Genomic DNA, 23,183 nt, shown 5'->3' on the forward strand with positions numbered 1-23,183 from the left:
ATGTGCGAATATGAGAATATTCGCACTATTTACTCGCCTTACTGGTTTAATTTAAATTTTAACAATGCGGAGTTCGCAATGCCTAAAATGAAATCTAACAAAGGTGCTGCAAAGCGCTTTAAAAAGACTGCTTCTGGTGGTTTTAAACGTAAGCAATCTCACTTACGTCATATCCTTACTAAGAAATCTACTAAACGTAAACGCCATCTACGTGCTCAAAGCATGGTAGCTAAAGTAGACGTACCTAGTATTAACAGAATGTTACCATTCGCTTAAGTAAGGAATATATAAAATGCCAAGAGTAAAACGCGGTGTACAAGCTCGTGCACGCCATAAAAAAGTCTTAAAACAAGCTAAAGGTTATTACGGAGCTCGTTCACGTGTTTATCGCGTAGCGGTTCAAGCAGTAACTAAAGCTGGTCAATACGCTTACCGTGACCGTCGTCAACGTAAACGTCAGTTCCGTCAACTATGGATTGCACGTATTAATGCTGCATCTCGTATTAGCGGATTATCTTACAGCCGTTTCATCAATGGTCTTAAAAAGGCTTCTGTTGAAATCGATCGTAAGATCTTAGCTGACATAGCTGTATTTGATAAAGCAACATTTGCTCATTTAGTAGAAGTTGCAAAAAAAGCGCTAGCTTAATCATTTATTGATTAACAGTATTGAAGAAGGAGACATATTGTCTCCTTTTTTTTGATCTAAAATTTGCTTTAGTTATTCTTTAAACTCGTCTTAATATTCGTTCTTATTCAAACTCTTATTTTTTATCATTAGCCTTATTGTATTTTCACTTAATTATTTATACCCAATAGATTGTTTTAACTCCCTCAAGTTGATGGTTTTTTACATGTCATTAATATCATTAGATCCTTAACTCTATGTGCTCGTCTATCCTAAATATCAGTATTATTACAGCTGTAATATAACTGTCATAAAATAGACCTATAATCTTTGCCATCAATTATGTTGGAGATAGTAAATGGAACGTGATTTAGCGACCACGCTACAAGCTAATAAAAAGCGAGTGGTTAAGGATAAGTTAGTTAAATATGGCGTAACAATAGGTGGCACATCAGTGCTAGTCACTTTGTTATTAATTTTTGGGTATCTTTTATATGTTGTATTACCCATTTTTGCACCTGTTAGCATTGAACAAAAACAATCCTTTCAACGTCAAAATTTAACACCTATCTATGCATTAGGCATAGACGAGCAAAACGAAGTTGCTTATCAGATGGATAACCAAGGTTTGTTGAGCTTTTATTCATTAAGAGAAGATGATTTAGGTGAATCACTTCTAAAATATCAAGCATTTGCAGATACTAATAATATAACTAAAACCATGCCGGTTAACGGTATGTTTGCTTTAGCCAATAATAGTGGTGAAGTGAAAATTGTTAAACCGGATTTTGTAACTTCTTATCCAAAAGATAAACGATTAATTACGCCTGAAATTGATTTCCCATTAGGTGAAGATAGCTTTATCGTTTCTGAAGATAAACAAGCGTTAACACATCTTTCATTTGAAATGAATTCAGATTATGCGGGTATCGCTGCTGTTCAAAGTAATGGTGAAGGTGTATTTCTTCTATTAACTGCCGAAGAAAACTTCATGACAGATGAAGTGGTTTGGGAGCAAGCGTTATTTAAGTTACCATCATTTCCTAATAAAGTAGACCAGTTACTATTAACACCAAACCTTAGAAAGTTGTTTGTTCGAAGTGGTAATGATTTACTCGTTTACGATATCTCTGAGAGTGACGATATCCACATCTCATCAGTATTTAAAATTAACGCTACAGGCAGTAATGTAAATGATGTGCAGTTACTGACTGGCGCGAGTTCATTATTAGTTGCCAATGATAATGGTGTTATTAGCCAGTGGTTTGAAGTGTTAAGTGAAAATAAACGCGAGTTTACTTATATCCGTGACTTTAAAGCCCCAGCGGAAGTAACAAGCATTGTTCCTGAATTCTTTCGTAAAGGTTTTTTAACCACAACTGAAGCTGGCGATTTATCTATTTTCCATTCTACGGGTGAAACTGAACTATTAACAGAGTCTATTTCTAAAGTAGGTTCTTTAGTCGTTGCGATTTCTCCACGTGCGAATGCAATTCTTGTCGCAGATAAAGACGTTATTAAACTTTATCATGTAGATAATGAGCATCCAGAGATCACTTGGTCTGCGTTATGGCAAGAAGTTTGGTATGAAGGTTATCCTGAACCACAATATGTTTGGCAATCAACTTCTGCTAGTGATGATTTTGAAGCTAAAATGAGTCTTGTACCAATTTCATTCGGTACTATCAAAGCCGCTTTTTACGCGATGTTATTTGCTGTGCCAATTTCTATATCAGCTGCTATTTATACTGCGTATTTTATGGCACCTAGTATTAGAACCTATATCAAACCAACGGTTGAAATAATGGAAGCATTACCTACTGTTATTTTAGGGTTCTTGGCTGGTTTATGGCTAGCACCGATTGTTGAAAATCAATTGCCAGGTATTATTTTATTGATGATAAGCCTGCCGGCTAGCGTACTCGTTGCGGCGATTATCTGGACTAACTTACCAACATCATTAAGTGATAAAGTAAGCGAAAGTGTATTGCCATTAGTGTTATTACCTATTCTTGTTGCGACTGGTTATTTCTCAATGGCGTTTAGTGACTCGCTTGAAATCTGGTTATTCAATGGTGACACCCGTATGTATTTAACCAATGAATTGGGTATTAACTTTGACCAACGTAACTCATTAATTGTTGGTATTGCAATGGGGTTCGCGGTTATTCCAACTATCTTCTCAATTGCTGAAGATGCCATCTTTAGTGTGCCTAAGAGTTTAACTATGGGTTCATTAGCATTGGGGGCTACACGCTGGCAAACACTAGCTAAAGTCGTTATTTTAACGGCTAGCCCTGGTATTTTCTCTGCTGTGATGATGGGCATGGGACGTGCCGTAGGTGAAACGATGATTGTATTAATGGCGACAGGTAATACACCAATCATGGATTGGAACATCTTCGAAGGGATGCGTTCTCTATCAGCAAATATTGCAGTAGAAATGCCAGAGTCAGAAGTAGGCAGTTCACATTATCGAGTCTTATTCCTCGCTGCATTTGTGTTGTTTATCTTTACCTTCTTCTTCAACACCATTGCTGAATTTGTACGTCAGCGTTTGCGTGAAAAATATTCAAGCCTATAAATAGGAGTTAGTTATTATGGGTAAATGGTTTAAATCAGGCACACCGTGGATTTGGATGACAGGTGGTGCTGTAAGTTTGAGTTTAATTGCAGTTATTGGGTTATTTCTACTGATCGGTTGGAGAGGGTTAAGCTTCTTTTGGCCTGCTGCAGTGTATGAGTTCTCAATGCAAAATGAGCAAGGTCAACAGTCAGTGTTAATTGGTGAAATTTATGACCAAGAACATGTATTAAAACAACAGTTAATTGATGGTGGTGTGACAGGGTTAGAAGACTATCCAGAATCATTAGAACGTTTTTTAATTAAAACAGGTAATCGTGAATATGTTGATTTAGATTTTCAATGGATTTTAGAAACGATTATTAAAGGCAAGAAAGTAGCCCACGACGTAGTTGTTTTTGAAAGAACGAAAAATGGTAACTTTTATGGTTATTTAGATGCTATTAATGAAGGTGAGCAAAAGCTTAATATTGAGCAAAGTCGTTTAGTTGATGAACTTAATTTACGTCTTGAACGTGCGCTTGAGTTTCGTGATAAAGAGCATGGGCTATTAACGGGTGATATCGGTCGTATTAATAACGATTTAGACCGCATTCGTCTAAAGCAACGTAAGTTGGAGTTAGACGGTGAATTAACGGAGCAAAAAATTGCTGAATTTAAAGCAAGCAGTGATGCGTTACGTGCCGAATATTTAGGGCTTGAAAGCGAATTGTTTAGTTACCGTGACCAAGCGAAGCGTGACAGTGTGGTAGTGAAAGATATGGCAGGGCGTTTAGTGACGATGCCGTTATCTTATATCTTAGATTTCTATCAACCCAATGATATGAGCTTTATGCAAAAAGTTGGGCATTGGTTTCATCAAGTTTATAAATTTGTGAATAGCGACCCGCGTGAAGCCAATACAGAAGGTGGTGTATTTCCTGCTATCTTTGGTACTGTTTTCATGGTGATGTTAATGGCTGTGATTGTGACGCCATTTGGTGTGGTTGCGGCTATTTATTTGCATGAATATGCAGGTAAAAATAACATTACTAAATTTATTCGCATCGCGGTAATCAATCTATCTGGCGTACCGTCTATTGTGTATGGTGTATTCGGATTAGGCTTCTTTGTTTATATTTTAGGTGGCAGTATCGACCAATTACTTTACCCTGAAGCATTACCATCACCGACATTTGGTTCGCCTGGCGTACTGTGGTCAGCGTTAACATTGGCTATTTTAACTTTGCCAGTGGTTATTGTATCGACGGAAGAAGGGTTAAGCCGTATACCAAGTACCTTACGTGAAGGTTCTTTAGCATTAGGTGCAACAAAGTCAGAAACGTTATGGCGAATTGTTATTCCAATGGCAAGTCCTGCTATTATGACCGGTTTGATTTTAGCCGTTGCACGTGCAGCGGGTGAAGTGGCCCCGTTAATGCTGGTCGGAGTGGTGAAAATTGCACCAACATTACCCGTTGATGGAAACTTCCCGTTCTTACATTTAGACCGAAAATTTATGCATTTAGGTTTCCATATCTATGATGTTGGTTTCCAAAGTCCGAATGTTGAAGCAGCACGTCCATTGGTTTATGCAACCTCGTTTTTATTAGTTACCGTTATTATTGGTTTGAATTTAGCAGCCATTGCTATTCGTAATAACTTACGTGAAAAGTACCGAGCACTAGAGCACTAATATAACGCTATATGTTAAAAGTGACATATTACGAATTGAATATTATAAATCCGCGCTCCTCAGTGTGCGCGAATAAAGATTAGGAAAGACAATGATTGATTTTTCAAATATAAATGCAAAAAGTGCTGATTTAGATGAATTAACGCCTGAAAATACAGCATTAGAAATTAAAAACTTAGACTTATTCTACGGGGATAAGCAAGCCTTACATAATGTATCGATGAAGATACCTAAAGGTAAAGTAACGGCTTTTATCGGCCCATCGGGTTGTGGTAAATCAACGTTATTACGTTGTATCAATCGAATGAATGACTTAGTTGAAATTTGTCGTGTTGATGGGAACATCGAACTACAAGGCATTAATATTTATGATAAATCAGTGGATGTTGCGTCGTTACGTCGTCGTATCGGGATGGTGTTTCAGCGTCCAAATCCTTTCCCTAAGTCTATCTATGAAAATGTTGTTTATGGGTTACGTCTACAGGGCATTAATGATCGACGTACATTAGATGAAGCATGTGAAACATCACTGCGTGGTGCTGCTTTATGGAATGAAGTAAAAGATCGGTTACATGATAACGCCTTTGGTCTTTCTGGTGGTCAGCAACAACGTTTGGTGATTGCACGTGCGATTGCCATTGGTCCTGAAGTATTATTATTAGATGAGCCAACATCGGCGCTGGATCCTATCTCAACGTTAACGATTGAAGAATTGATCACTGAACTGAAGAAAAAGTTTACGGTTGTTATCGTGACACATAACATGCAACAAGCGGCTCGCGTATCAGATCAAACCGCCTTTATGTACATGGGTAAATTAATTGAATATTCAGATACTAATACCTTATTCACGTCTCCAAAACAAAAACAGACAGAAGATTACATTACTGGCCGTTACGGTTAAATAAGGAAATAAAATGGAAAACTTAAATTTAAACCGTCATATTTCAGGACAATTTAATAATGAACTTGAAAGTGTGCGTAACCAAGTTATGCAAATGGGTGGCTTGATTGAGCAGCAATTAGCGGATGCATTATCTGCGATGGCTGAAAATGACTTAGAGTTAGCACGTAAAGTGATTATTAAAGATAACGAAGTTAATGAATTCGAAACTAAAGTCGATCAAGATTGCTCACGTATTATTGCTAAGCGTCAGCCTGCAGCGTCAGATTTACGTTTAATTTTAACAATCATGAAAACGGTGACTGAACTTGAACGAGTAGGCGATAGTATTACTGCGATTGCTAAAACAGTTATCGAAAATCACGGTAAAAAAGTACCATCGTTAATCGGTCTAGAGAATATGGGGCAAATCACTATGAAAATGCTTCATAACGCTTTAGATGCGTTTACTCGTTTAGATCTCAATGCCGCCATTGCAGTACATAACGAAGACAAAAAAGTAAATCGTCAATACGAAAGTATTTTACGTGAGTTAATGACGTTTATGATGGAAGATCCTCGTTCAGTACCGTTTGTACTTAACGTTTTAGCCTCAGCACGAGCAATTGAACGTATTGGTGACAGATGTCAAAATATTTGTGAACAAATTGTCTATTTAGTGAAAGGTATTGATGTCCGCCATGCTACTGAAGAAGAGATTAATTCTTTAATTGAATAGCGGTTAATACTGCATTTAAAGTGTTTTTTAAAAAGCCTAAATAAATTTATTTATCTAGGCTTTTTTCATTTTATCGAGAAACCTTTCCAGCCTATATAGCATCAGGTATACTGCGCGTTTTATTGAGTGGAACTGTTACATGAAAGTTGCTGATTTTTCTTTTCACCTTCCTGAAGAATTGATTGCGCGTTACCCAATGCCAGAACGTACGAATAGTCGCTTACTTTCATTAGAGGCTAATTCTGGTGAATTAAGTCATTTAAACTTCACCGATATAATTGATTTAGTAAATCCAAATGATCTACTTGTTTTCAATGATACGCGTGTTATCCCTGCGCGTTTATTTGGCACCAAAGAAACCGGTGGCAAAATTGAAGTACTCGTTGAACGTGTATTAGATGAAAAAAGCTTTCTTGCACATGTACGTAGTTCTAAATCACCTAAGCCTGGTTGTAAATTACTGCTTGAAAATGATGTTAATGCGGAGATGGTTCAACGCCAAGGTCCATTATTTGAAATCAAAGTCGATAGCGAAGAAACAGTCCTACAAATTTTAGAACGTATTGGCCACATGCCTTTACCGCCCTATATTGATAGACCTGACGAAGATGCCGATAAAGAGCGTTACCAAACGGTTTATAATAAAAACCCTGGTGCAGTTGCTGCACCCACGGCTGGTTTACATTTTGATCAAATAATTTTAGATAAGCTCACCGCTAAAGGAACTGATTTTGCTTTTGTTACTTTGCATGTTGGTGCGGGTACTTTCCAGCCAGTTAAAGTAGATAATATACTCGATCATCAAATGCACAGTGAGTATGCAGAAGTATCTCAAGAAGTAGTTGATAAAATCACTGTAACCAGAGCGGCAGGCGGGCGTGTTATTGCAGTAGGCACTACCTCGGTACGATCTATTGAAAGTGCGGCTAGTGTTAGCTTAGCGAAGGGGCTTGAATTAGCGCCTTTCTTTTCAGAAACCAGTATCTTTATTTACCCAGGATATGAGTTCCAACTGGTTGATGCAATGATCACGAATTTCCATTTATCAGAATCAACCTTATTGATGCTGGTCAGTGCGTTTTCAGGCAAAGCAAATATTGATCATGCTTACCAAACCGCCATTGAGGAAAAATACCGTTTCTTTAGTTACGGTGATGCCATGTTTTTAACTAAAAAAACTAATTAGAAAGTAATTAAAAAAATGAGTTAACAATTTACTTTGTCGTTAATTATTAAACTCACAATAAAATCTCATTTAAAACCGTTTAAAATAAATATTAAGCGGTTAATTTAAATAAAAGTAAGATATTAAAACCTGGATTCATGATTAAGATCAATCAGTATAATTCAGTTAGCTTTAATAATTGTTTAATTAAGATATCAGACTGTTTCTCTGATAAGGATAACCATGAAATACGAATTAATTACAACCGATGGTCGCGCACGTCGTGGTCGCTTAACCTTTAATCGCGGAACAGTAGAAACACCCGCATTTATGCCTGTAGGCACTTACGGCACGGTAAAAGGGATGACACCTGAAGAAGTTGATGCAACCGGTGCTGAAATTTTATTAGGCAATACCTTTCACCTTTGGTTACGCCCAGGACAAAAGGTCATTAAACAACATGGTGACTTACATGACTTCATGAACTGGAAAGGTCCAATTTTAACTGACTCTGGTGGTTTCCAAGTATTCAGCCTAGGTAAAATGCGTAAAATCAAAGAAGAGGGCGTTTATTTTAGAAGCCCTGTTAATGGTGATGAAGTATTTTTATCGCCGGAAATTTCAATGGAAATTCAATACGATCTTGGATCTGATATCGTGATGATTTTTGATGAATGTACGCCTTACCCAGCGACAGAAGAAGAAGCGGATATTTCGATGAAGCTTTCTTTGCGCTGGGCTGAGCGTAGCCGTAATCGATTTAACGAACAAGAAAACCCAAATGCTTTATTTGGTATTATTCAAGGTGGTTGTTATGAACATCTTCGTGATGTGTCATTAGCAGGGTTAGAGAAAATCGGTTTTGATGGTTATGCGATTGGTGGCCTGGCTGTTGGTGAGCCTAAAGAAGACATGCATCGCATATTAGATCATGTCACCACTAAAATTCCAGCAGACAAACCACGTTACTTAATGGGGGTTGGTAAACCAGAAGATTTGGTGGAAGGCGTTCGTCGTGGTGTTGATATGTTTGACTGTGTTATGCCAACGCGTAATGCGCGAAATGGACACTTATTTACGACTGATGGCGTTGTTAAAATTCGTAATGCAAGACATCGTGAAGATACCAGCCCGTTAGATGCAGAATGTGATTGTTACACTTGTAAAAATTATACACGTGCATACTTATACCACCTTGACAAATGTGGAGAAATCCTTGGAGCTCGCTTAAACACGATCCATAACTTACGTTATTACCAACGTTTGATGAAAGGTTTGCGTGATGCGATTTCAGCAGGTACATTAGACGAGTTTGTTGATTTGTTTTACAAACGAATTGGAAAAGAAAAACCAGTTCTAAATAATTGATAACACAATACTATTACCATACTATTAGATAATTTATAGATAGTTTAATTTTTATACAATAAAGGATATAACATGAGTTTATTTATCTCTCAAGCACACGCAGCAGCAGAAGGCGCTCCAGCTGACGGCGGCGGCATGCAAATGATTTTTATGTTAGTTGTTTTTGCAGCTATTTTCTACTTTATGATTTACCGCCCTCAGGCGCGTCGTACAAAAGAACATAAAAACCTAATGGATAACATTGGTAAAAATGATGAAGTATTAACAACAGGCGGTTTGATTGGTCGTGTTGCTAAAATTAGTGCTGATAGCGAATATGTTCAAGTAGAGTTAAACGAAAATAACATTATTCTAATCAAAAAAGACTTTATTACAGCAGTACTTCCAAAAGGTACGCTTAAGTCAATCTAAATAAAAAAGGCAGGGTCTCCTGCCTTTTTGATATACCTTCATCGCTTAATAAACGTCTAATTAAGTAATGAAGGTATTTTTATTACCTTTAGCGTCAAATAAAGGACATTATCGTGTTAAATAAATATCCTCTTTGGAAGTATCTATTACTAGGGTTCATAGTTTTATTTACTTTAGTTTATGCCGCTCCAAATCTGTATGGTGAAGATCCTGCTGTGCAAGTTTCTGCTACTCGTGGTGCTACTGTTGAATTATCTACTTTAGATAAAGTACAAGACATCCTTAAGCAAGCGAATATCTCACCAAAATCAACCGTGCTAGAAAACGGTCAAATTTTAGTAAGACTGTCTTCAAGTGAAGAACAATTAATTGCACGTGAAACAATCAGCGCACAAATAGGCGATGGTTTTGTTACGGCATTAAACTTAGCAGCCGCAACCCCAGCTTGGTTAGAAGCGATTGGCGGTAGCCCATTAAAGCTAGGTCTTGACCTTCGTGGTGGTGTTCACTTCTTAATGGAAGTGGATATGGACGAAGCAATAAGCAAAGAACAAGAACAAATGGTTCAAGACTTACGTGCTGATTTAAGAGAACAGAAAATTCGTTACCGTGGTATCGAAAAAGCGTCTACAGAAACGGGTGTCATACTACGTTTTACATCGCAAGAAATTCTAGACAGTGCTATTGATTATTTAAAACCGATTAATCCTGGTTTTACATTTGACGAAAAAGAAACGAGTGGCACTTTCTACTTAACTATCAGCATGACTGCAGAAAAGTTAAAAACAGCAAAAGAAGATGCACTACAACAAAACTTAAGCATTTTACGTAACCGTGTTAATGAACTTGGTGTTGCTGAACCATTAGTACAGCGTCAAGGTACTGACCGTATCGTCGTTGAACTACCAGGTATTCAAGATACTGCTCGTGCTAAAGAGATTTTAGGCGCAACGGCAACGTTAGAATTCCATGCTGTTGATTCTGATACGGATGTGTCTGATGCATTAGCAGGTCGTGTTCCCGCTTCTTCTGCACTTTATAAAGAGCGTGATGGTCAGCCAGTTGTTGTTAAGAAAAAAATCATCTTAACGGGTAATCATATTGTTGATGCACAATCGAGTGCTGATGAATATGGTCGTGCACAGGTAAATATCTCTTTAGACTCGCAAGGTGGCAGTAAAATGTCGCGCTTCACTAAAAATAATATCGGTAAACCAATGGCTACATTGTTTATTGAATATTTACCAACGGGTAAAAAGAAAGCAAACGGTAAGTCTGAAACTGAGAAACGTATTGAGGTTGCTAACGTTGCAACGATTCAAGCACAGTTAGGACGTAGCTTCCGTATCACTGGTTTAGATAACACTGCTGAAGCACATAACTTAGCGCTATTATTACGTGCAGGCGCACTAACAGCACCGATTCAAATTGTAGAAGAACGCACTATTGGCCCAAGCTTAGGTCAACAAAACATCGACAACGGTATTAAAGCCATGGTTTATGGTTTATTAGCGGTTGTTCTGTTTATGTTTGTTTATTACCGTAAGTTTGGTGCAGTGGCGAATACCGCATTACTATTTAACATCGTAATGATTGTTGGTTTAATGTCGTTGATTCCTGGTGCGACATTAACGCTACCGGGTATTGCAGGTATCGTATTAACAATTGGTATGGCAGTTGATGCCAACGTATTGATATTTGAACGTATTCGTGAAGAATTAAATGCTGGTAAATCAATTCAGCGTTCAATTAATGAAGGTTACTCAAATGCATTATCAACGATTGCTGATGCGAATATTACTACTTTTATTACCGCGGTTATCTTGTTCGCAGTTGGTACTGGCCCAATTAAGGGTTTTGCAGTAACGCTTGCACTTGGTATTTTAACTTCAATGTTTACTTCTATCTTCGGCACACGTGCGATTGTTAATGCACTGTGGGGTGGACGTAATGACATTAAAAAACTTTCAATCTAAGCAGGGTTAACTATGTTGGAATTAATTAAGTCGAAGCATACTATTAGCTTCATGAAATATTCAAAGCCTGCAACCTGGTTATCAATGTTGTTATTGGTTATCTCTTTAGGGTCTTTGAGTATTAATTGGCTAAACTGGGGGTTAGATTTCACCGGTGGTACGTTAATCGAAGTTGGATTTGAACAACCTGCAAACCTAACGGAAGTACGTGAAACATTAACTGCAGCTAACTTCCCTGATGCCGTAGTACAGCATTTTGGTACAAGCCATGAAGTGATGGTACGTTTAGCACCTCGTGAAGGCGTTAAAGGACAAGTCATTGGTAATCAAATACTAGATGCTTTAACAGCCGCTGATTTTGGCAATGTTGATATGCGCCGAATCGAGTTTGTTGGTCCTAATGTAGGTGCTGAATTAGCAGAGAATGGTGGTATTGCTATTATCATCGCGCTTATTTGTATCATGCTTTATGTGAGCATGCGCTTTGAGTGGCGTTTAGCAACCGGTTCAGTGTTAGCTTTGGCGCACGATATTATCATTACGTTAGGTGTATTTTCGTTATTTCAAATCGAATTCGATTTAACGGTTTTAGCGGCGTTACTTGCCGTTGTTGGTTACTCGTTAAACGATACAATCGTTGTATTTGACCGTATTCGTGAAAACTTTCGTTCAATGCCGGCTTTAACGCCTGAAGAGATTGTAGATAAATCGTTAACACAAACCTTAAGCAGAACAATTATTACGTCGGGTACGACTATTTTTGTATTGGTTTCATTGTTTGTTGTTGGCGGTGAGTTGATTCACGGTTTTGCTACGGCATTACTCATTGGTATCTTCGTTGGTACTTATTCATCTATCTATGTTGCGAGTGCATTAGCGATTCGCCTAGGTGTTGAACGTGAACACATGATCCCTGAAGTGATTGAAAAAGAAGGTGCTGATCAAGACCCATTGATGTAACTATCAATCCTTAGCACATTCTCATCTTATAAAGCACTGCATCGCAGTGCTTTTTTGTTGATAGTTGTCAGCAATATCAATTTAAGTTCTTTTTTGGCTTCAACTGTCGATTAATTAGTTAAACGAATTGCTAAAACTTTACATTATCATAGATATAGTACACTCTTGAAACTCTTGTCTAGAAGGGTTAAATCATGCGATTATCATATAATAAGTTACTTATAGTCCTCTCTTTTGTCACTCTTACTGCGTGTTCAAATAATCAAAATCAAAATGAAAGCTACACATTAGCTGCTACCGGCTATGGCAGTTCTGTATTTCCACTTGCGACACCAATCCAAGTTTCCTACCAAGATGAAGTTAAGCTTTTACGCATCAATCAGTTGATTGCTGATAAAAGCAAAGTCGATGATAAACAACGTGCGATATTATTATACGAACGTGGTTTGATTTACGACAGAATGGGGCTTAATGCAAATAGCCGTTACGACTTTACGCAATCAATCAGTCTTGATCCAACACTGGCTGCATCATACAACTCATTAGGTGTTTATTTGTTAATGGGCGAAGCTTATGATGAAGCCTTTGATGCCTTTGACTCTGCAATAGAGCTGTCAGACCAGATGGATTACAGTTATCTACATCGCGCTATTGGCTTATCGTTAGTCAATCGTTACGATGGTGCACAGGCAGATATCGAACACTTTTATGAGCTAGATAAAAGTGACCCGTATCGTTCATTATGGCGTTATATTATTAACGCACATGTTGATTTAAAAGCAGCAGAACAACAATTAGAAACCGCACAAGCAACAGAAGAAGATAACCGTTTTGCTTGGGCTATTGTTGGTGTAATGAATGGTGACATCTCCGAAAGAGATTTCTTCGATAACATTGGAAATGGTATTAAGTCTAATGAAGAACTAGCGCAGCGTTTATGTGAAGCTTATTATTACTTAGCTCACTGGTATATGAATAATGATAACTTAACGAAAGGTATCTATTACTTAAAACTAAGTGCAGCAACTAATGTGAAAGACTTCATTGAATATAAATATGCGTTAATTGACCTGAATAATATTCAAAATAAATTACAACAGCAGGCTTTAAAACTACAACAAGCTCAGCAAGCAAACAATCCAAGCAGCTAAGCTTAATTAAAAGCTCACTCCGGTGAGCTTTTTTAGTTTTAGTTTTAGTTTTAGTTTTAGTTTTATTATCCTATTTTATGCCTAAAATGATAGTGATTATTTGGCAAATAAGAAGTCAGTAACAAAGCGGTTAAAGGCTAAACTATCTACCTTGATTGCTTCTGTTATTGTCGCGCTTCAATTTCATCTTGTTGAGATATATCTAAACGCACCACTCATACACGATATCCATGTCTCGAAATAAGCTAGTAACGGCAAAGGGCACCCAGAGCTTAGCCCGTTCATTGCACTATTCTGTCGCATAATTCGCTCCATGCCTTTACTTGCTGAAGGTAATTACCCATTCAGAAAAACTCAACGGGAGAGTTGTCGCAGCCACATTGAGTTTCGTATTATATTGTTAACTAATTGATATAATTGAATTTATAAAGTGACTGTCCAACACTTTTCGGTGGATAGACTGAATCCGTCAGGATCTGATTTTTTTGGTTTCTCTTTAGCACTGTTTAGGTTTACTTTAGTTCGTCTACGCTCGTCAGGGCATTATTATATTGATCAACAGTGTTTTCGCCCTGTCGGCGACATACTTTTTCTTACCAGAAGAATAAAGTAAGCAAAAAGACTGGCCCCCAATTCGTTTTTTAATCTGAATAAATAACTACCTTCTAAACGCACCGCTCATACTCGACATCCATGTCTAGAAATGAGCTAGCAACGGCAAAGGGCACGCAGAGCTTAGCCCGCTCATTGCACTATGCTGTCGCATAATTCGCTCCATGCCTTTACTTGCTGAAGGTAATTACTCATTCAGAAAAACTCAACGGGAGAGTTGTCGCTGCCACGTTGAGTTTCGCGTTGTATTGTTAACTAATTGATAAGACTGGGCTTATAAAGTGACTGTCCAACACTTTATTTCCAAAATTTTATTGGTGTGGGGGCTGGAGGTTAGATACCTCCGGCTACCCGATTATACTGTTGATTGCTTAAAAGAATATATTGATCTACAGATAGTTTCTTTTGACTCAAACTCAGAAATACAAGTGTACAGTAACCACTTGTGTATCTGTTCGACTTTACCTCGATATGCGATAAAAGATTGTATTTTCGCATATCTCTGTAGATGTCTTGAGCTGGTATAAATATGAGTTTTAACAAAAGCTCTTTCGTAAGCAAGGAAATAGTAGAAACAATACGTATATGGCAATAATGCAACAGACAAAAGTACCGGCATTATGAAGTTACGTAGGTTATTTATGCCAAAGAATTTCCCAGGTTCCTGATATATGATAAATAAAGAATAAGAAAACAACAGTATGCCTATAATTGCGAGTAGATATTCGCAAAGCTTCTTAGCTTGCTTATATTCAGGCTTATTCTGAGAATAAGCATTACAGCAGGTTAATAAAGTAACAACAGTCACCAACAGTAATTCTGCAAAGTAGTTAAATGAATGAAATACCACTAAAAATTGAACCAGTACAATTATCTTTGCTTGAGCATTAAGGGATGCTTTCAGGTAAATACTTGGGTCTTTTATATTGGTTGTGTTTAACAGTTGAACAAAACCGACAAAGGTAAACCACAAAACCGTATTTTTGATCTGTCCAGTATTCCATACATCTATAATGTAAAGCCCATATAAGACAATAGATATATATAAAGCTAAAGAAATTATGGTAATGATAATAGTTTTTTTAAATAATGATTTAACAACCAACCCAAGTCCGGAAATCACATCTTTACTTTTGTAGCTAGCCCAGGAGAGTAACAGGAACATCAGTGTAGCGGATGCTAACTCTCTATTGTTAAAAATATCCATGATACTCCATAGGCCACATAACCCACTGTTTTAGTTTCGTTTTAAGTGCCTTGTTAGGTTTGTGGGGCTGTATATTTGATCGAGTTTAAAAAACCTTTCATGGATTTTGTTCTAGGATTAGATACGAAAAAATCACCAAATTTATCTTCAAATATTTCCCAGTTTTTTTTTAAAAGTCCACGATTTCGCCAAAAAGGGTGGATCCAGCAAAATTCTAATACGACTTTTCCTTCGCGGTATGTTTTGAAACAAACCCCTCCTACTAAATATTGCCTAGTGTCGCCAGTTTTTTTATCTGGCAGGTCACCTGTCAGAGGAAATACATCTATACTCTGCCAACATGCACTGGAAGTATCCATACTCATACCATCACGGCATTCAATTGATTGATAGCGTCTGATCTGGACAATACGCTCTTTTTGCCATAAATCAGAATTAATATTTACCCACTCATCAAAATACCTCCCAACTTCAGAAGGCTGAGGACGAATAATACAATTTACTGTAGCGTCATTATAATCAATATCCATTATTACCTCATAACTACTCGTAAAGATAACCTAACAGTGCAACTAAGCCGAATTATTTCGTATTTACGGTAGACACACTGAATAGTTTAATTTGATAAATTAGAGGATACTTTAGTGTAATAGAGCATTAAATCAAGGGATTAAATAAAAACATAAAAACTTTCTCATGTGGAAAAGAAGGGAAATTTCGTATTTACGGCAGAAACACGGAATTGAGTTTTCTGTAGATAATAAAATATTACTTAGCATGGCTACGACATCGCCACCGTTGAGCTTTCCCAAATAATACATTGCTTTTAGCAAACCCAAACAGGATGTTTGGGGTAGGCTCGTTCTGGCCATGGATGGCCAGCAAGAGCCGGTGCGTTATAAAAGGAATGTATTATTTGGATAAGAAAGCGATTCGGTGTGCCTTTTTCTTTGGTTACTTTCATTTGGGCAAGCAAAAGAAAGTCACTCGCCGACAGGGCGAAAACACAGAAATTAACAATCGAGATGACTGGACGAGCGCAGACGAGCCTAGCCAAAAAGTAAAATAAGATAGAAAACATGAATCCCCACGTAGACCATGGGGACTATAAACACTGAAGTACGGGAATTAAAAAGCAGTACCATTCCTGCGCTGAATTCCTATCTCATTATCTCCCTAATGTGTTTTTAAAATCCTCATACCCAAACTCATTTAATACTTCAATATCACCATTGATTCTTTCAAAATAAATACTCGGCATTTTTAGACCATTAAACCAATTCAGTTTCACCATGGTATAACCAGCACTGTCTAAAAGGTGTAGCTTTTGACCTATTTGTAATGGTTTTTCAAATTGTGTTTCACAGAACTGATCCCCCGCTAAACATGAACATGAACCAATAATATAGTTATAAGTGGCACCTTCAGTGGCTTCTTTAATCGAAGCCGGTTCATTATAGATAAGCGTATCTAAACGATGAGCTTCAGTGGCACTATCAACGATCGCCGTTTGTTTATCATTTTCAACAATATCAATCACACTAACCACTAAATCTGCAGTACGTGTAATGATTGCTTCACCGGGTTCTAAATAAACTTGCAGACTATGTTTTTCAGCAAATGCTTTTAAGGCTAACCCTAACTTTTCAATAGGGTAGTTTGGATAAGTAAAAAAGATACCACCGCCTAAACTAAGCCAAGTTAATTGATCAAGGTATTCAGTGAAGGTTGTTGATATATGGTCGAGCACTCGAATAAACGCATCGACATCTTTATTTTCACAGTTCATGTGAAACATAAAACCATCGACTTTATTGAGAACGTCTAAGTTTAAAATATCTTGTTTAACACCTAAACGAGAATAAGCACGAGCTGGATTGGCTAGGTCTTGTCCTGCAACACTCATCTCAGGGTTGATACGTAAACCTAATGAAGCACTGTCTTTACAGTTTTCATAATGTGCTTCAAGCTGTGAAAGAGAGTTAAAGATGATTTTATCTGAAAGGGGCTTAACCGCCTCAATATCAGCATTGGAATAACCCACGCTATAAGCATGCGTTTCACCACCAAACTTTTCATGCCCTAATCGTACTTCATAAGGCCCTGAGCTTGTTGTACCGTCTAAATAAGGTTTGATGGTATTGAATGTTCCCCAAGTTGAAAAACACTTTAAAGCGAGCACTAATTTAGCGCCTGAAATCTCTTTCAACTGTTTCGCTTTCTCTAGGTTATCAATCAAAGCTTGTTCATTGATCATAAAATAAGGGGTATTTAAATTCTTCATTTTTTACCAGCATTAAATAAAATTATGGTAGATAATAAATTGCTAGATAAAAATAATCCACTGGTAATTACATTCTAAATTTTGTCGGATATATTTACATTATTTTATCTCTGCATGTTATGGCGTTAGGCTTTATAGGTGTTGCCATTATGGCTTGATATTTGCTTGTTATCTATTTCAGATTACCTTTGCAATCAGTTATTTTCATTAAATTTAACTAACCATTTTGCATTGTAAACGATGACTTTCGAAATAACATTAAGGGATGAAATATGAATAAAAGGATTTTTTTACTAACAGCAACCGTTCTGTTAACTCAACCAGTTTATGCAGGTACAATAACTGAAGTCGAGTCAAATTCAACGGTGTTTACCGCTCAAAATATAGACGGGTCATTTAGTACAGGTGTAAATGATGATATTTATAATGCGAGTCAGTTTGATTGGGAGTGGAGTTCAATAGCTTCTTTAGAAGGCGATGGAACATATGATTATTATTCATTTACCGCATTAGCAAATCAAAATTATATTTTTGATATTGACTATGGCATGCCAAATTTAGATGCTGAAATTGGTTTATGGTCAATTGATGGTAATATTTCAGATTTACTTGCTGATCAGGATGATGGTTGTGTAGAAAACGGAGTATCGTTTTGTAGCATGGTAGATAACGGTTCTGTGCATTCATATGATCCTAAATTCTCTTGGGAATCAAGTTCTGCAGGCCTTTATGTTATTGGTGTTGCTCGATTCTCTACAAGTGCAAACGATAGTGGCTTTACTGGTAGTGCACCGGTTGCTGGTGATGATTATACTTTACAGGTCTCTCGAGATCTTGCGATAGACGTACCAGCACCTGCTGGTGTTATGCTGTTTGCATTAAGCTTGATGGGCTTTGTCGCGACACGTAAAGTAAAAAAATAATATTCCTACTTTAGTTTTTAATTAATGGCCCCTTATTGCCCGGGGTGTTTTAATTATTAATGTCACAACTAAAAAATCCTGAATTTATATTCAGGATTTTTTATATTTTAGACCGTATTAATTTTTAATTGAATAAGTTTTAAAGTATTAATACTTTTTATGTCTATTTGATTTATGCCGTTAATTCTAATATTTCCCAGCTAAGGCCTATTTTAGGCATTAACGCTAAGAAGTGGTCTGGGTTTAGTTGCTCAACGTTGTATAAGCCTTTGTCACTCCATTTACCTTGAAAGTAAAGTAATGCAGCAGTGATCGCTGGAACACCGGTTGTGTACGAAATAGCTTGATGCTCTACTTCATTGTATGACTCTTTATGGTCACAAATGTTGTAGATAAAGATACTTTTTGCGACACCGTCTTTTTTACCGCGTAACCAAGTACCAATACACGTTTTACCCGTGTAGCCAGGTGCTAAAGAAGTTGGGTCTGGCAAAATAGCTTTCAATACTTTAAGCGGTTCAACAGTAATACCATCGCAGGTTGTTACAGGTTTGGTATCTAATAAGCCGATAGTACGCATTACGTTGAAGAAGTTTAAGTAGCTGTCTGAAAAGCCCATCCAAAACTCAATACGTTTAGCGGGAATAAATTCTGCCATTGAACGTACTTCATCATGTGCCATAGAGTAAACTTTTTGTTTACCGACGACTGGAAAATCAAACTCCATCATACGGCTATGGCAAGGAACTTGATTCCATTCGCCATTTTCATAATAGAAAGAGTCGCCTTGAATTTCTAACATATTGGTTTCAGGGTCAAAATTAGTCGCAAATTTTTGACCGTGATCACCGGCATTCACATCCATTACATCGATACTATCGATCTCATCGAATAAGTGTTTATGAGCGTAAGTAGCAAATACACTGACGACACCTGGATCAAAACCAGCGCCTAAAATACCTGTAATGCCTGCTTCTTTAAAACGATCTGCAAAAGCCCATTGTGGATCGTACGCTTCTGGTACTTGTTGGCCTGGGCTACAAAGATCCGTGGCAACAGAGGTATCTAGGTAAGCGGTTTTAGTTTGTACACACGCTTCCATAATCGCTACGTTTACCCATGGAGGGCCTGCATTAATCACTAAATCAGGTTGTACTTGTTTAATGAGTGCGACTAGCGCGTCGATATCGTCTGCATTGATAACTTGTGCGGTAATCGTTTTGCTAGTGTCTTTAAGGTTGTTACGGCCTTTAATTGAGGTAATAATTTTTTCACATTTAGATAAAGTACGTGAAGCAATAGTAATATCACCAAATACATCATTATTTTGAGCACATTTATGTGCGATCACCCATCCTACGCCACCGGCGCCAATTTGTAGTACAGACATTATCAATTCCTATTCTTTAATTCTTAATTCGTATTTTTTAGCTAACTACTACTTAGTAACCTTAAGTCAGTGTTAGTAATCTCATTTGTCGTTAATGTATTGATTTAATCAATTAACGACTCTTAATTAATCTTAGTGCTGTATCTTCAATTTTGGCGATCAGTGAATCAAAATCACTGATGCGTAAACAAGGGTTTAATAAGGTAAATTTAAGCACTAATTTACCATCCACTTTTGTTTCTGCAATAACGGCTTCGCCACTGGTTAACATCGTTAAGCGCAATTGTTGATGTAACTGATTAAACTCAGTGTCACTTAAATCACCTTGTAATAATGGTGATAAACGGAACAATACCGTTGATAATAATGGTGTGCAGCATAATTCAAAGTGTTTGTTCTGCTCAAACTTGCTTGCGACTTCTTGCGTTAGTAATAACAGGTAATCGTAAAACTCACCTAATTGCTTTTCACCGACCGCTTTGAGTGTCATAAACATTTTTAATGCATCAAATCGTTTGGTTGTTGCAATACTTTTATCAACTAAGTTAGGTAATTCATCACCTTCACGATTCAAGTAATCGGCATGATGTAGTAACGTATTAAAGTTAGCTTTATTTTTGATCAGTAGGGCGCCACAGCTAATGGTTTGGTAAAACAGCTTATGGAAGTCAACACTGACTGAGTCTGCTAATTCAATGCCTTTAAGACGTGATTTATGTTGTTGGCTTAACTGTAATGCTGCACCGTAAGCACCATCAACATGTGACCAACAACCTGCTGCTCGTGCAATATCAACGACGGCGGTTAAATCATCAATCGCACCATGATCAGTGGTGCCTGCCATTGCAACAACGGCGAAAGGTAATAAATCCTGTGCTTTTAAGGCATCAATCGTTAACTGTAGTTCTTGGACATCAATTTGTCCTTGCACATTGGTTTTAACTAAGACAACACTGCGTTCACCTAAGCCCATTAAAGAGGCTGATTTTTGTACGGTAAAATGGCTTTTATCAGAACAAATAATACGCATTTTTTGTGCATACTCAGGTAAACCATCTTGTTGCACATCATGTTGAGAACGGTTAGCTGCAAACCAATCACGCGCTAACAATAAACCCATTAAATTACTTTGCGTTCCACCACTCGTAAACACTCCGTCAGAGTGCTCACCAAGTTGGTAGGTTTTACATAACCAATCTACCATTTGCTGTTCTACAAAGGTGGCAGCCGGAGCTTGGTCCCATGAGTCCATTGACTGGTTTAACGCAGCAATAAAATGTTCAGCAACAATTGACGCAATGAGTGGCGGTGTATGTAAATGCGCAATGGTATGCGGATGTTGTACTAATAATGAATTTTTGGCGATAAGCTCATTAGTGCTTTCAATGACTTCTTGTAAAGAAGCGGGTTGTGAAAAATCCACTGCATTAATTTGTTGTTTTAATAAAGCAGGTTCAAGCCCAGAGTAGGGTTTGTCTGTATTTTTAAATAAACTATTGATGGCTTGTTGAGTTTGCGCTATCGCTTGCTCGAAAGCTTGGTTTTCACCAAGCTGAGCAAAGTAATGTGACCAGTTATTACCTTGAGTCATTATTTTGCATCCACCGCAATAGCAATTGCTTTTGCCATTGTTTCAGCAACAAAGTTAATTTGTACTTCACTGATGATTAATGGTGGTAAGAAACGCAATACGGCACCTTGACGTCCACCTTTCTCAATGATCAAACCTAACTCTAAGGCAGCACGTTGAATTTTAATGGCTAATTGAGGATCCGCTTCTGCTTGACCTAGTGAATTAAATTCACCAGGTTTTACAATTTCAATACCGTTCATTAAACCACGGCCACGAACATCACCTATTTGAGGGAAATCAGTTTGAATTTGACGTAATGCTTCACGTAATTGTTCACCGCGTTCAGCTGCATTTTGCGCTAAGTTATCACGTTGAATAATTTCTAATGTTTTTGCACCACTTGCCATTGCTAATTGGTTACCACGGAACGTACCCGTGTGTTCACCGGCATTCCAGCAGTCAAATTTTTCATTATATAAAATAACTGACATTGGCATCCCGCCGCCAATCGCTTTAGACAAGATAAGAATATCTGGTTCAATACCTGATTCTTCAAAGGCAAAGTGATCGCCACTACGTGCAATACCACATTGTACTTCATCAAAAATCAACAAAATACCGTGTTCAGTAGTGATACGGCGTAACTCTTGTAGCCATTTTTTCGGTGCAGGTATCACGCCGCCTTCACCTTGGATTGGCTCAACAATAATGGCAGCAGGTTTAGTAATGCCTGACTCGTCATCACATAATACAGATTCGATGTAACGGATGCTTTGTTTAGCGCCTTCTTCTCCGCCTAAACCAAATTTACAACGGTAATCGTATGGGAATGGCATAAAGTGCACATCAGACATCAAGCCAGTGCGACGGCTTTTAGAGCCAAGGTTACCAGTCAGTGCTAACGCACCATTGGTCATACCGTGATAAGCACCGTGGAAAGACATCATGGTATTACGTTTAGTGTATAATTTAGCTAATTTAATTGATGCTTCAACGGCATCAGCGCCCGATGGGCCACAAAATTGAATACGTGCTGTTTTAGCAAAGTTAGCCGGTAAAAATTGCATCACTGCTTTAATGAATGCGTCTTTGCTTGGCGTTGTTAAATCTAACGTTTGGTAAGGGACACCAGTATTAATTTGGTTGATTAATACTTGGTTTATCTCACTGTGATTATAACCTAGCGGTAATGCACCAGCACAGGCTAGACAGTCAAGATATACCTGGCCTTTTGTATCTTCAATGATAGCACCGCGACCACTTTTAATAGCGATCGGTAAACGTCGTGGATATGAACGAACTTCAGATTCATAGTGTTCTTGACTTAATAACACTTCATCGGGTGTTAAATCATATGGAGAAGTCACAACAGGGATTTCTGAATCGTTTATTAGGTGACATTCTGGTGCTAAATTTAGGACGTTTGGCATTTTACGCTCCGCTAAATTGGAATAAATAAAGTACATCATTCTATTTATAAAAATATAAATAAAATCGATAAATAAGAGTAGCAATAATTGTAATTACAGATAATCGTTAGTGAACTAGGGCTAGATGAATTGGTTAATTCAAGGTTCTACCGCACGTTCTCGACATTGTATTAAATACTGATCTTGAGGAGTAAAATAACGCTTTAGAGGTTTAGATGAGTCAA

At 37.6% G+C, this 23,183-nt stretch carries 20 protein-coding genes; 14 read left to right on the forward strand and 6 right to left on the reverse strand.

Features of this window, described 5'->3' with window-relative positions:
- The first annotated feature begins 78 nt into the window (after positions 1 to 78).
- From rpmI to nlpI, 12 genes are all read left to right on the forward strand, one after another.
- Positions 79 to 276 (forward strand): 50S ribosomal protein L35, encoded by a 198-nt coding sequence (gene rpmI / locus V6255_RS04460; protein ID WP_025564055.1) that lies wholly within the window; start codon positions 79 to 81, stop codon positions 274 to 276.
- Positions 277 to 292: 16 nt separating this feature from the next.
- Entirely contained in the window at positions 293 to 649 is a 357-nt protein-coding gene (gene rplT / locus V6255_RS04465; RefSeq protein WP_025564056.1) for a 50S ribosomal protein L20, read from the forward strand.
- A 337-nt stretch (positions 650 to 986) separates the two neighbouring features.
- Positions 987 to 3,212: an ABC transporter permease subunit gene (locus V6255_RS04470; RefSeq protein ID WP_341627052.1), complete on the forward strand. Its 2,226-nt coding sequence runs from the start codon at positions 987 to 989 to the stop codon at positions 3,210 to 3,212.
- 16 nt (positions 3,213 to 3,228) lie between these two features.
- Positions 3,229 to 4,887: a phosphate ABC transporter permease PstA gene (gene pstA, locus V6255_RS04475; RefSeq protein ID WP_341627053.1), complete on the forward strand. Its 1,659-nt coding sequence runs from the start codon at positions 3,229 to 3,231 to the stop codon at positions 4,885 to 4,887.
- A gap of 91 nt (positions 4,888 to 4,978) precedes the next feature.
- Positions 4,979 to 5,791, forward strand: coding sequence for a phosphate ABC transporter ATP-binding protein PstB (pstB, locus tag V6255_RS04480; protein WP_341627054.1), 813 nt, complete (start codon positions 4,979 to 4,981; stop codon positions 5,789 to 5,791).
- Between the two features lie 13 nt (positions 5,792 to 5,804).
- Complete coding sequence (gene phoU / locus V6255_RS04485) at positions 5,805 to 6,509, forward strand: phosphate signaling complex protein PhoU (RefSeq protein WP_298941652.1); 705 nt, start codon at positions 5,805 to 5,807, stop codon at positions 6,507 to 6,509.
- A 139-nt stretch (positions 6,510 to 6,648) separates the two neighbouring features.
- Positions 6,649 to 7,695: a tRNA preQ1(34) S-adenosylmethionine ribosyltransferase-isomerase QueA gene (gene queA, locus V6255_RS04490; protein WP_341627055.1), complete on the forward strand. Its 1,047-nt coding sequence runs from the start codon at positions 6,649 to 6,651 to the stop codon at positions 7,693 to 7,695.
- A 222-nt stretch (positions 7,696 to 7,917) separates the two neighbouring features.
- Complete coding sequence (gene tgt, locus V6255_RS04495) at positions 7,918 to 9,042, forward strand: tRNA guanosine(34) transglycosylase Tgt (RefSeq protein ID WP_341627056.1); 1,125 nt, start codon at positions 7,918 to 7,920, stop codon at positions 9,040 to 9,042.
- Positions 9,043 to 9,114: 72 nt separating this feature from the next.
- On the forward strand, positions 9,115 to 9,453 hold the full coding sequence (yajC, locus tag V6255_RS04500) for a preprotein translocase subunit YajC (protein WP_160061314.1): 339 nt from the start codon (positions 9,115 to 9,117) through the stop codon (positions 9,451 to 9,453).
- 113 nt (positions 9,454 to 9,566) lie between these two features.
- Positions 9,567 to 11,429 (forward strand): protein translocase subunit SecD, encoded by a 1,863-nt coding sequence (secD, locus tag V6255_RS04505; RefSeq protein ID WP_341627057.1) that lies wholly within the window; start codon positions 9,567 to 9,569, stop codon positions 11,427 to 11,429.
- A gap of 12 nt (positions 11,430 to 11,441) precedes the next feature.
- Positions 11,442 to 12,389, forward strand: coding sequence for a protein translocase subunit SecF (gene secF / locus V6255_RS04510; protein WP_341627058.1), 948 nt, complete (start codon positions 11,442 to 11,444; stop codon positions 12,387 to 12,389).
- Positions 12,390 to 12,583: 194 nt separating this feature from the next.
- The gene (nlpI, locus tag V6255_RS04515) at positions 12,584 to 13,540 is read left to right on the forward strand and encodes a lipoprotein NlpI (RefSeq protein WP_341627059.1); all 957 of its coding nucleotides are present in this window, start codon (positions 12,584 to 12,586) and stop codon (positions 13,538 to 13,540) included.
- Positions 13,541 to 14,507: 967 nt separating this feature from the next.
- Here nlpI and V6255_RS04520 read toward each other — a convergent pair.
- Together V6255_RS04520 and V6255_RS04525 are read right to left on the reverse strand one after the other, a co-directional pair.
- The gene (locus V6255_RS04520; protein WP_341627060.1) at positions 14,508 to 15,359 is read right to left on the reverse strand and encodes a hypothetical protein; all 852 of its coding nucleotides are present in this window, start codon (positions 15,357 to 15,359) and stop codon (positions 14,508 to 14,510) included.
- Positions 15,360 to 15,412: 53 nt separating this feature from the next.
- Complete coding sequence (locus tag V6255_RS04525; protein ID WP_341627061.1) at positions 15,413 to 15,889, reverse strand: hypothetical protein; 477 nt, start codon at positions 15,887 to 15,889, stop codon at positions 15,413 to 15,415.
- 386 nt (positions 15,890 to 16,275) lie between these two features.
- Between V6255_RS04525 and V6255_RS04530 the strand changes: the two genes are divergently transcribed.
- Positions 16,276 to 16,428 carry a hypothetical protein gene (locus V6255_RS04530; RefSeq protein WP_341627062.1) on the forward strand — a complete coding sequence of 51 codons (153 nt, stop codon included), beginning with the start codon at positions 16,276 to 16,278 and terminating at the stop codon, positions 16,426 to 16,428.
- A gap of 99 nt (positions 16,429 to 16,527) precedes the next feature.
- Here the strand turns inward: V6255_RS04530 and nspC are convergent, their stop codons facing one another.
- Positions 16,528 to 17,643: a carboxynorspermidine decarboxylase gene (gene nspC / locus V6255_RS04535; RefSeq protein ID WP_341627063.1), complete on the reverse strand. Its 1,116-nt coding sequence runs from the start codon at positions 17,641 to 17,643 to the stop codon at positions 16,528 to 16,530.
- A gap of 272 nt (positions 17,644 to 17,915) precedes the next feature.
- Here nspC and V6255_RS04540 point away from each other — a divergent pair, with 272 nt between their 5' ends.
- Positions 17,916 to 18,566 carry a PEP-CTERM sorting domain-containing protein gene (locus V6255_RS04540; protein ID WP_341627064.1) on the forward strand — a complete coding sequence of 217 codons (651 nt, stop codon included), beginning with the start codon at positions 17,916 to 17,918 and terminating at the stop codon, positions 18,564 to 18,566.
- Between the two features lie 172 nt (positions 18,567 to 18,738).
- Here the strand turns inward: V6255_RS04540 and V6255_RS04545 are convergent, their stop codons facing one another.
- The 3 genes from V6255_RS04545 to V6255_RS04555 form a co-directional block, all read right to left on the reverse strand.
- Positions 18,739 to 19,956 (reverse strand): carboxynorspermidine synthase, encoded by a 1,218-nt coding sequence (locus V6255_RS04545; RefSeq protein ID WP_341627065.1) that lies wholly within the window; start codon positions 19,954 to 19,956, stop codon positions 18,739 to 18,741.
- Between the two features lie 112 nt (positions 19,957 to 20,068).
- A complete protein-coding gene (locus V6255_RS04550; RefSeq protein ID WP_341627066.1) occupies positions 20,069 to 21,547 on the reverse strand; it encodes an aspartate aminotransferase family protein in 1,479 nt (492 codons plus the stop codon).
- Positions 21,547 to 22,959 (reverse strand): diaminobutyrate--2-oxoglutarate transaminase family protein, encoded by a 1,413-nt coding sequence (locus V6255_RS04555; RefSeq protein WP_341627067.1) that lies wholly within the window; start codon positions 22,957 to 22,959, stop codon positions 21,547 to 21,549. The genes V6255_RS04550 and V6255_RS04555 overlap by 1 nt, the downstream gene beginning before the upstream one ends.
- Positions 22,960 to 23,183 lie beyond the last annotated feature (224 nt).

Origin of the sequence: Psychromonas arctica (assembly GCF_038155225.1) — a bacterium.
GTDB classification, from domain to species: Bacteria; Pseudomonadota; Gammaproteobacteria; order Enterobacterales; family Psychromonadaceae; genus Psychromonas; species Psychromonas arctica_B.

What these genes read in the sequence shown, in the direction of transcription:
- rpmI (WP_025564055.1), top strand. Translation starts at nt 79, where the DNA reads ATGCCTAAAATGAAATCTAACAAAGGTGCTGCAAAGCGCTTTAAAAAG.
- rplT (WP_025564056.1), top strand. Translation starts at nt 293, where the DNA reads ATGCCAAGAGTAAAACGCGGTGTACAAGCTCGTGCACGCCATAAAAAA.
- V6255_RS04470 (WP_341627052.1), top strand. Translation starts at nt 987, where the DNA reads ATGGAACGTGATTTAGCGACCACGCTACAAGCTAATAAAAAGCGAGTG.
- pstA (WP_341627053.1), top strand. Translation starts at nt 3,229, where the DNA reads ATGGGTAAATGGTTTAAATCAGGCACACCGTGGATTTGGATGACAGGT.
- pstB (WP_341627054.1), top strand. Translation starts at nt 4,979, where the DNA reads ATGATTGATTTTTCAAATATAAATGCAAAAAGTGCTGATTTAGATGAA.
- phoU (WP_298941652.1), top strand. Translation starts at nt 5,805, where the DNA reads ATGGAAAACTTAAATTTAAACCGTCATATTTCAGGACAATTTAATAAT.
- queA (WP_341627055.1), top strand. Translation starts at nt 6,649, where the DNA reads ATGAAAGTTGCTGATTTTTCTTTTCACCTTCCTGAAGAATTGATTGCG.
- tgt (WP_341627056.1), top strand. Translation starts at nt 7,918, where the DNA reads ATGAAATACGAATTAATTACAACCGATGGTCGCGCACGTCGTGGTCGC.
- yajC (WP_160061314.1), top strand. Translation starts at nt 9,115, where the DNA reads ATGAGTTTATTTATCTCTCAAGCACACGCAGCAGCAGAAGGCGCTCCA.
- secF (WP_341627058.1), top strand. Translation starts at nt 11,442, where the DNA reads ATGTTGGAATTAATTAAGTCGAAGCATACTATTAGCTTCATGAAATAT.
- nlpI (WP_341627059.1), top strand. Translation starts at nt 12,584, where the DNA reads ATGCGATTATCATATAATAAGTTACTTATAGTCCTCTCTTTTGTCACT.
- V6255_RS04520 (WP_341627060.1), bottom strand. Translation starts at nt 15,359, where the DNA reads ATGGATATTTTTAACAATAGAGAGTTAGCATCCGCTACACTGATGTTC.
- V6255_RS04525 (WP_341627061.1), bottom strand. Translation starts at nt 15,889, where the DNA reads ATGGATATTGATTATAATGACGCTACAGTAAATTGTATTATTCGTCCT.
- nspC (WP_341627063.1), bottom strand. Translation starts at nt 17,643, where the DNA reads ATGAAGAATTTAAATACCCCTTATTTTATGATCAATGAACAAGCTTTG.
- V6255_RS04540 (WP_341627064.1), top strand. Translation starts at nt 17,916, where the DNA reads ATGAATAAAAGGATTTTTTTACTAACAGCAACCGTTCTGTTAACTCAA.
- V6255_RS04545 (WP_341627065.1), bottom strand. Translation starts at nt 19,956, where the DNA reads ATGTCTGTACTACAAATTGGCGCCGGTGGCGTAGGATGGGTGATCGCA.
- V6255_RS04550 (WP_341627066.1), bottom strand. Translation starts at nt 21,547, where the DNA reads ATGACTCAAGGTAATAACTGGTCACATTACTTTGCTCAGCTTGGTGAA.
- V6255_RS04555 (WP_341627067.1), bottom strand. Translation starts at nt 22,959, where the DNA reads ATGCCAAACGTCCTAAATTTAGCACCAGAATGTCACCTAATAAACGAT.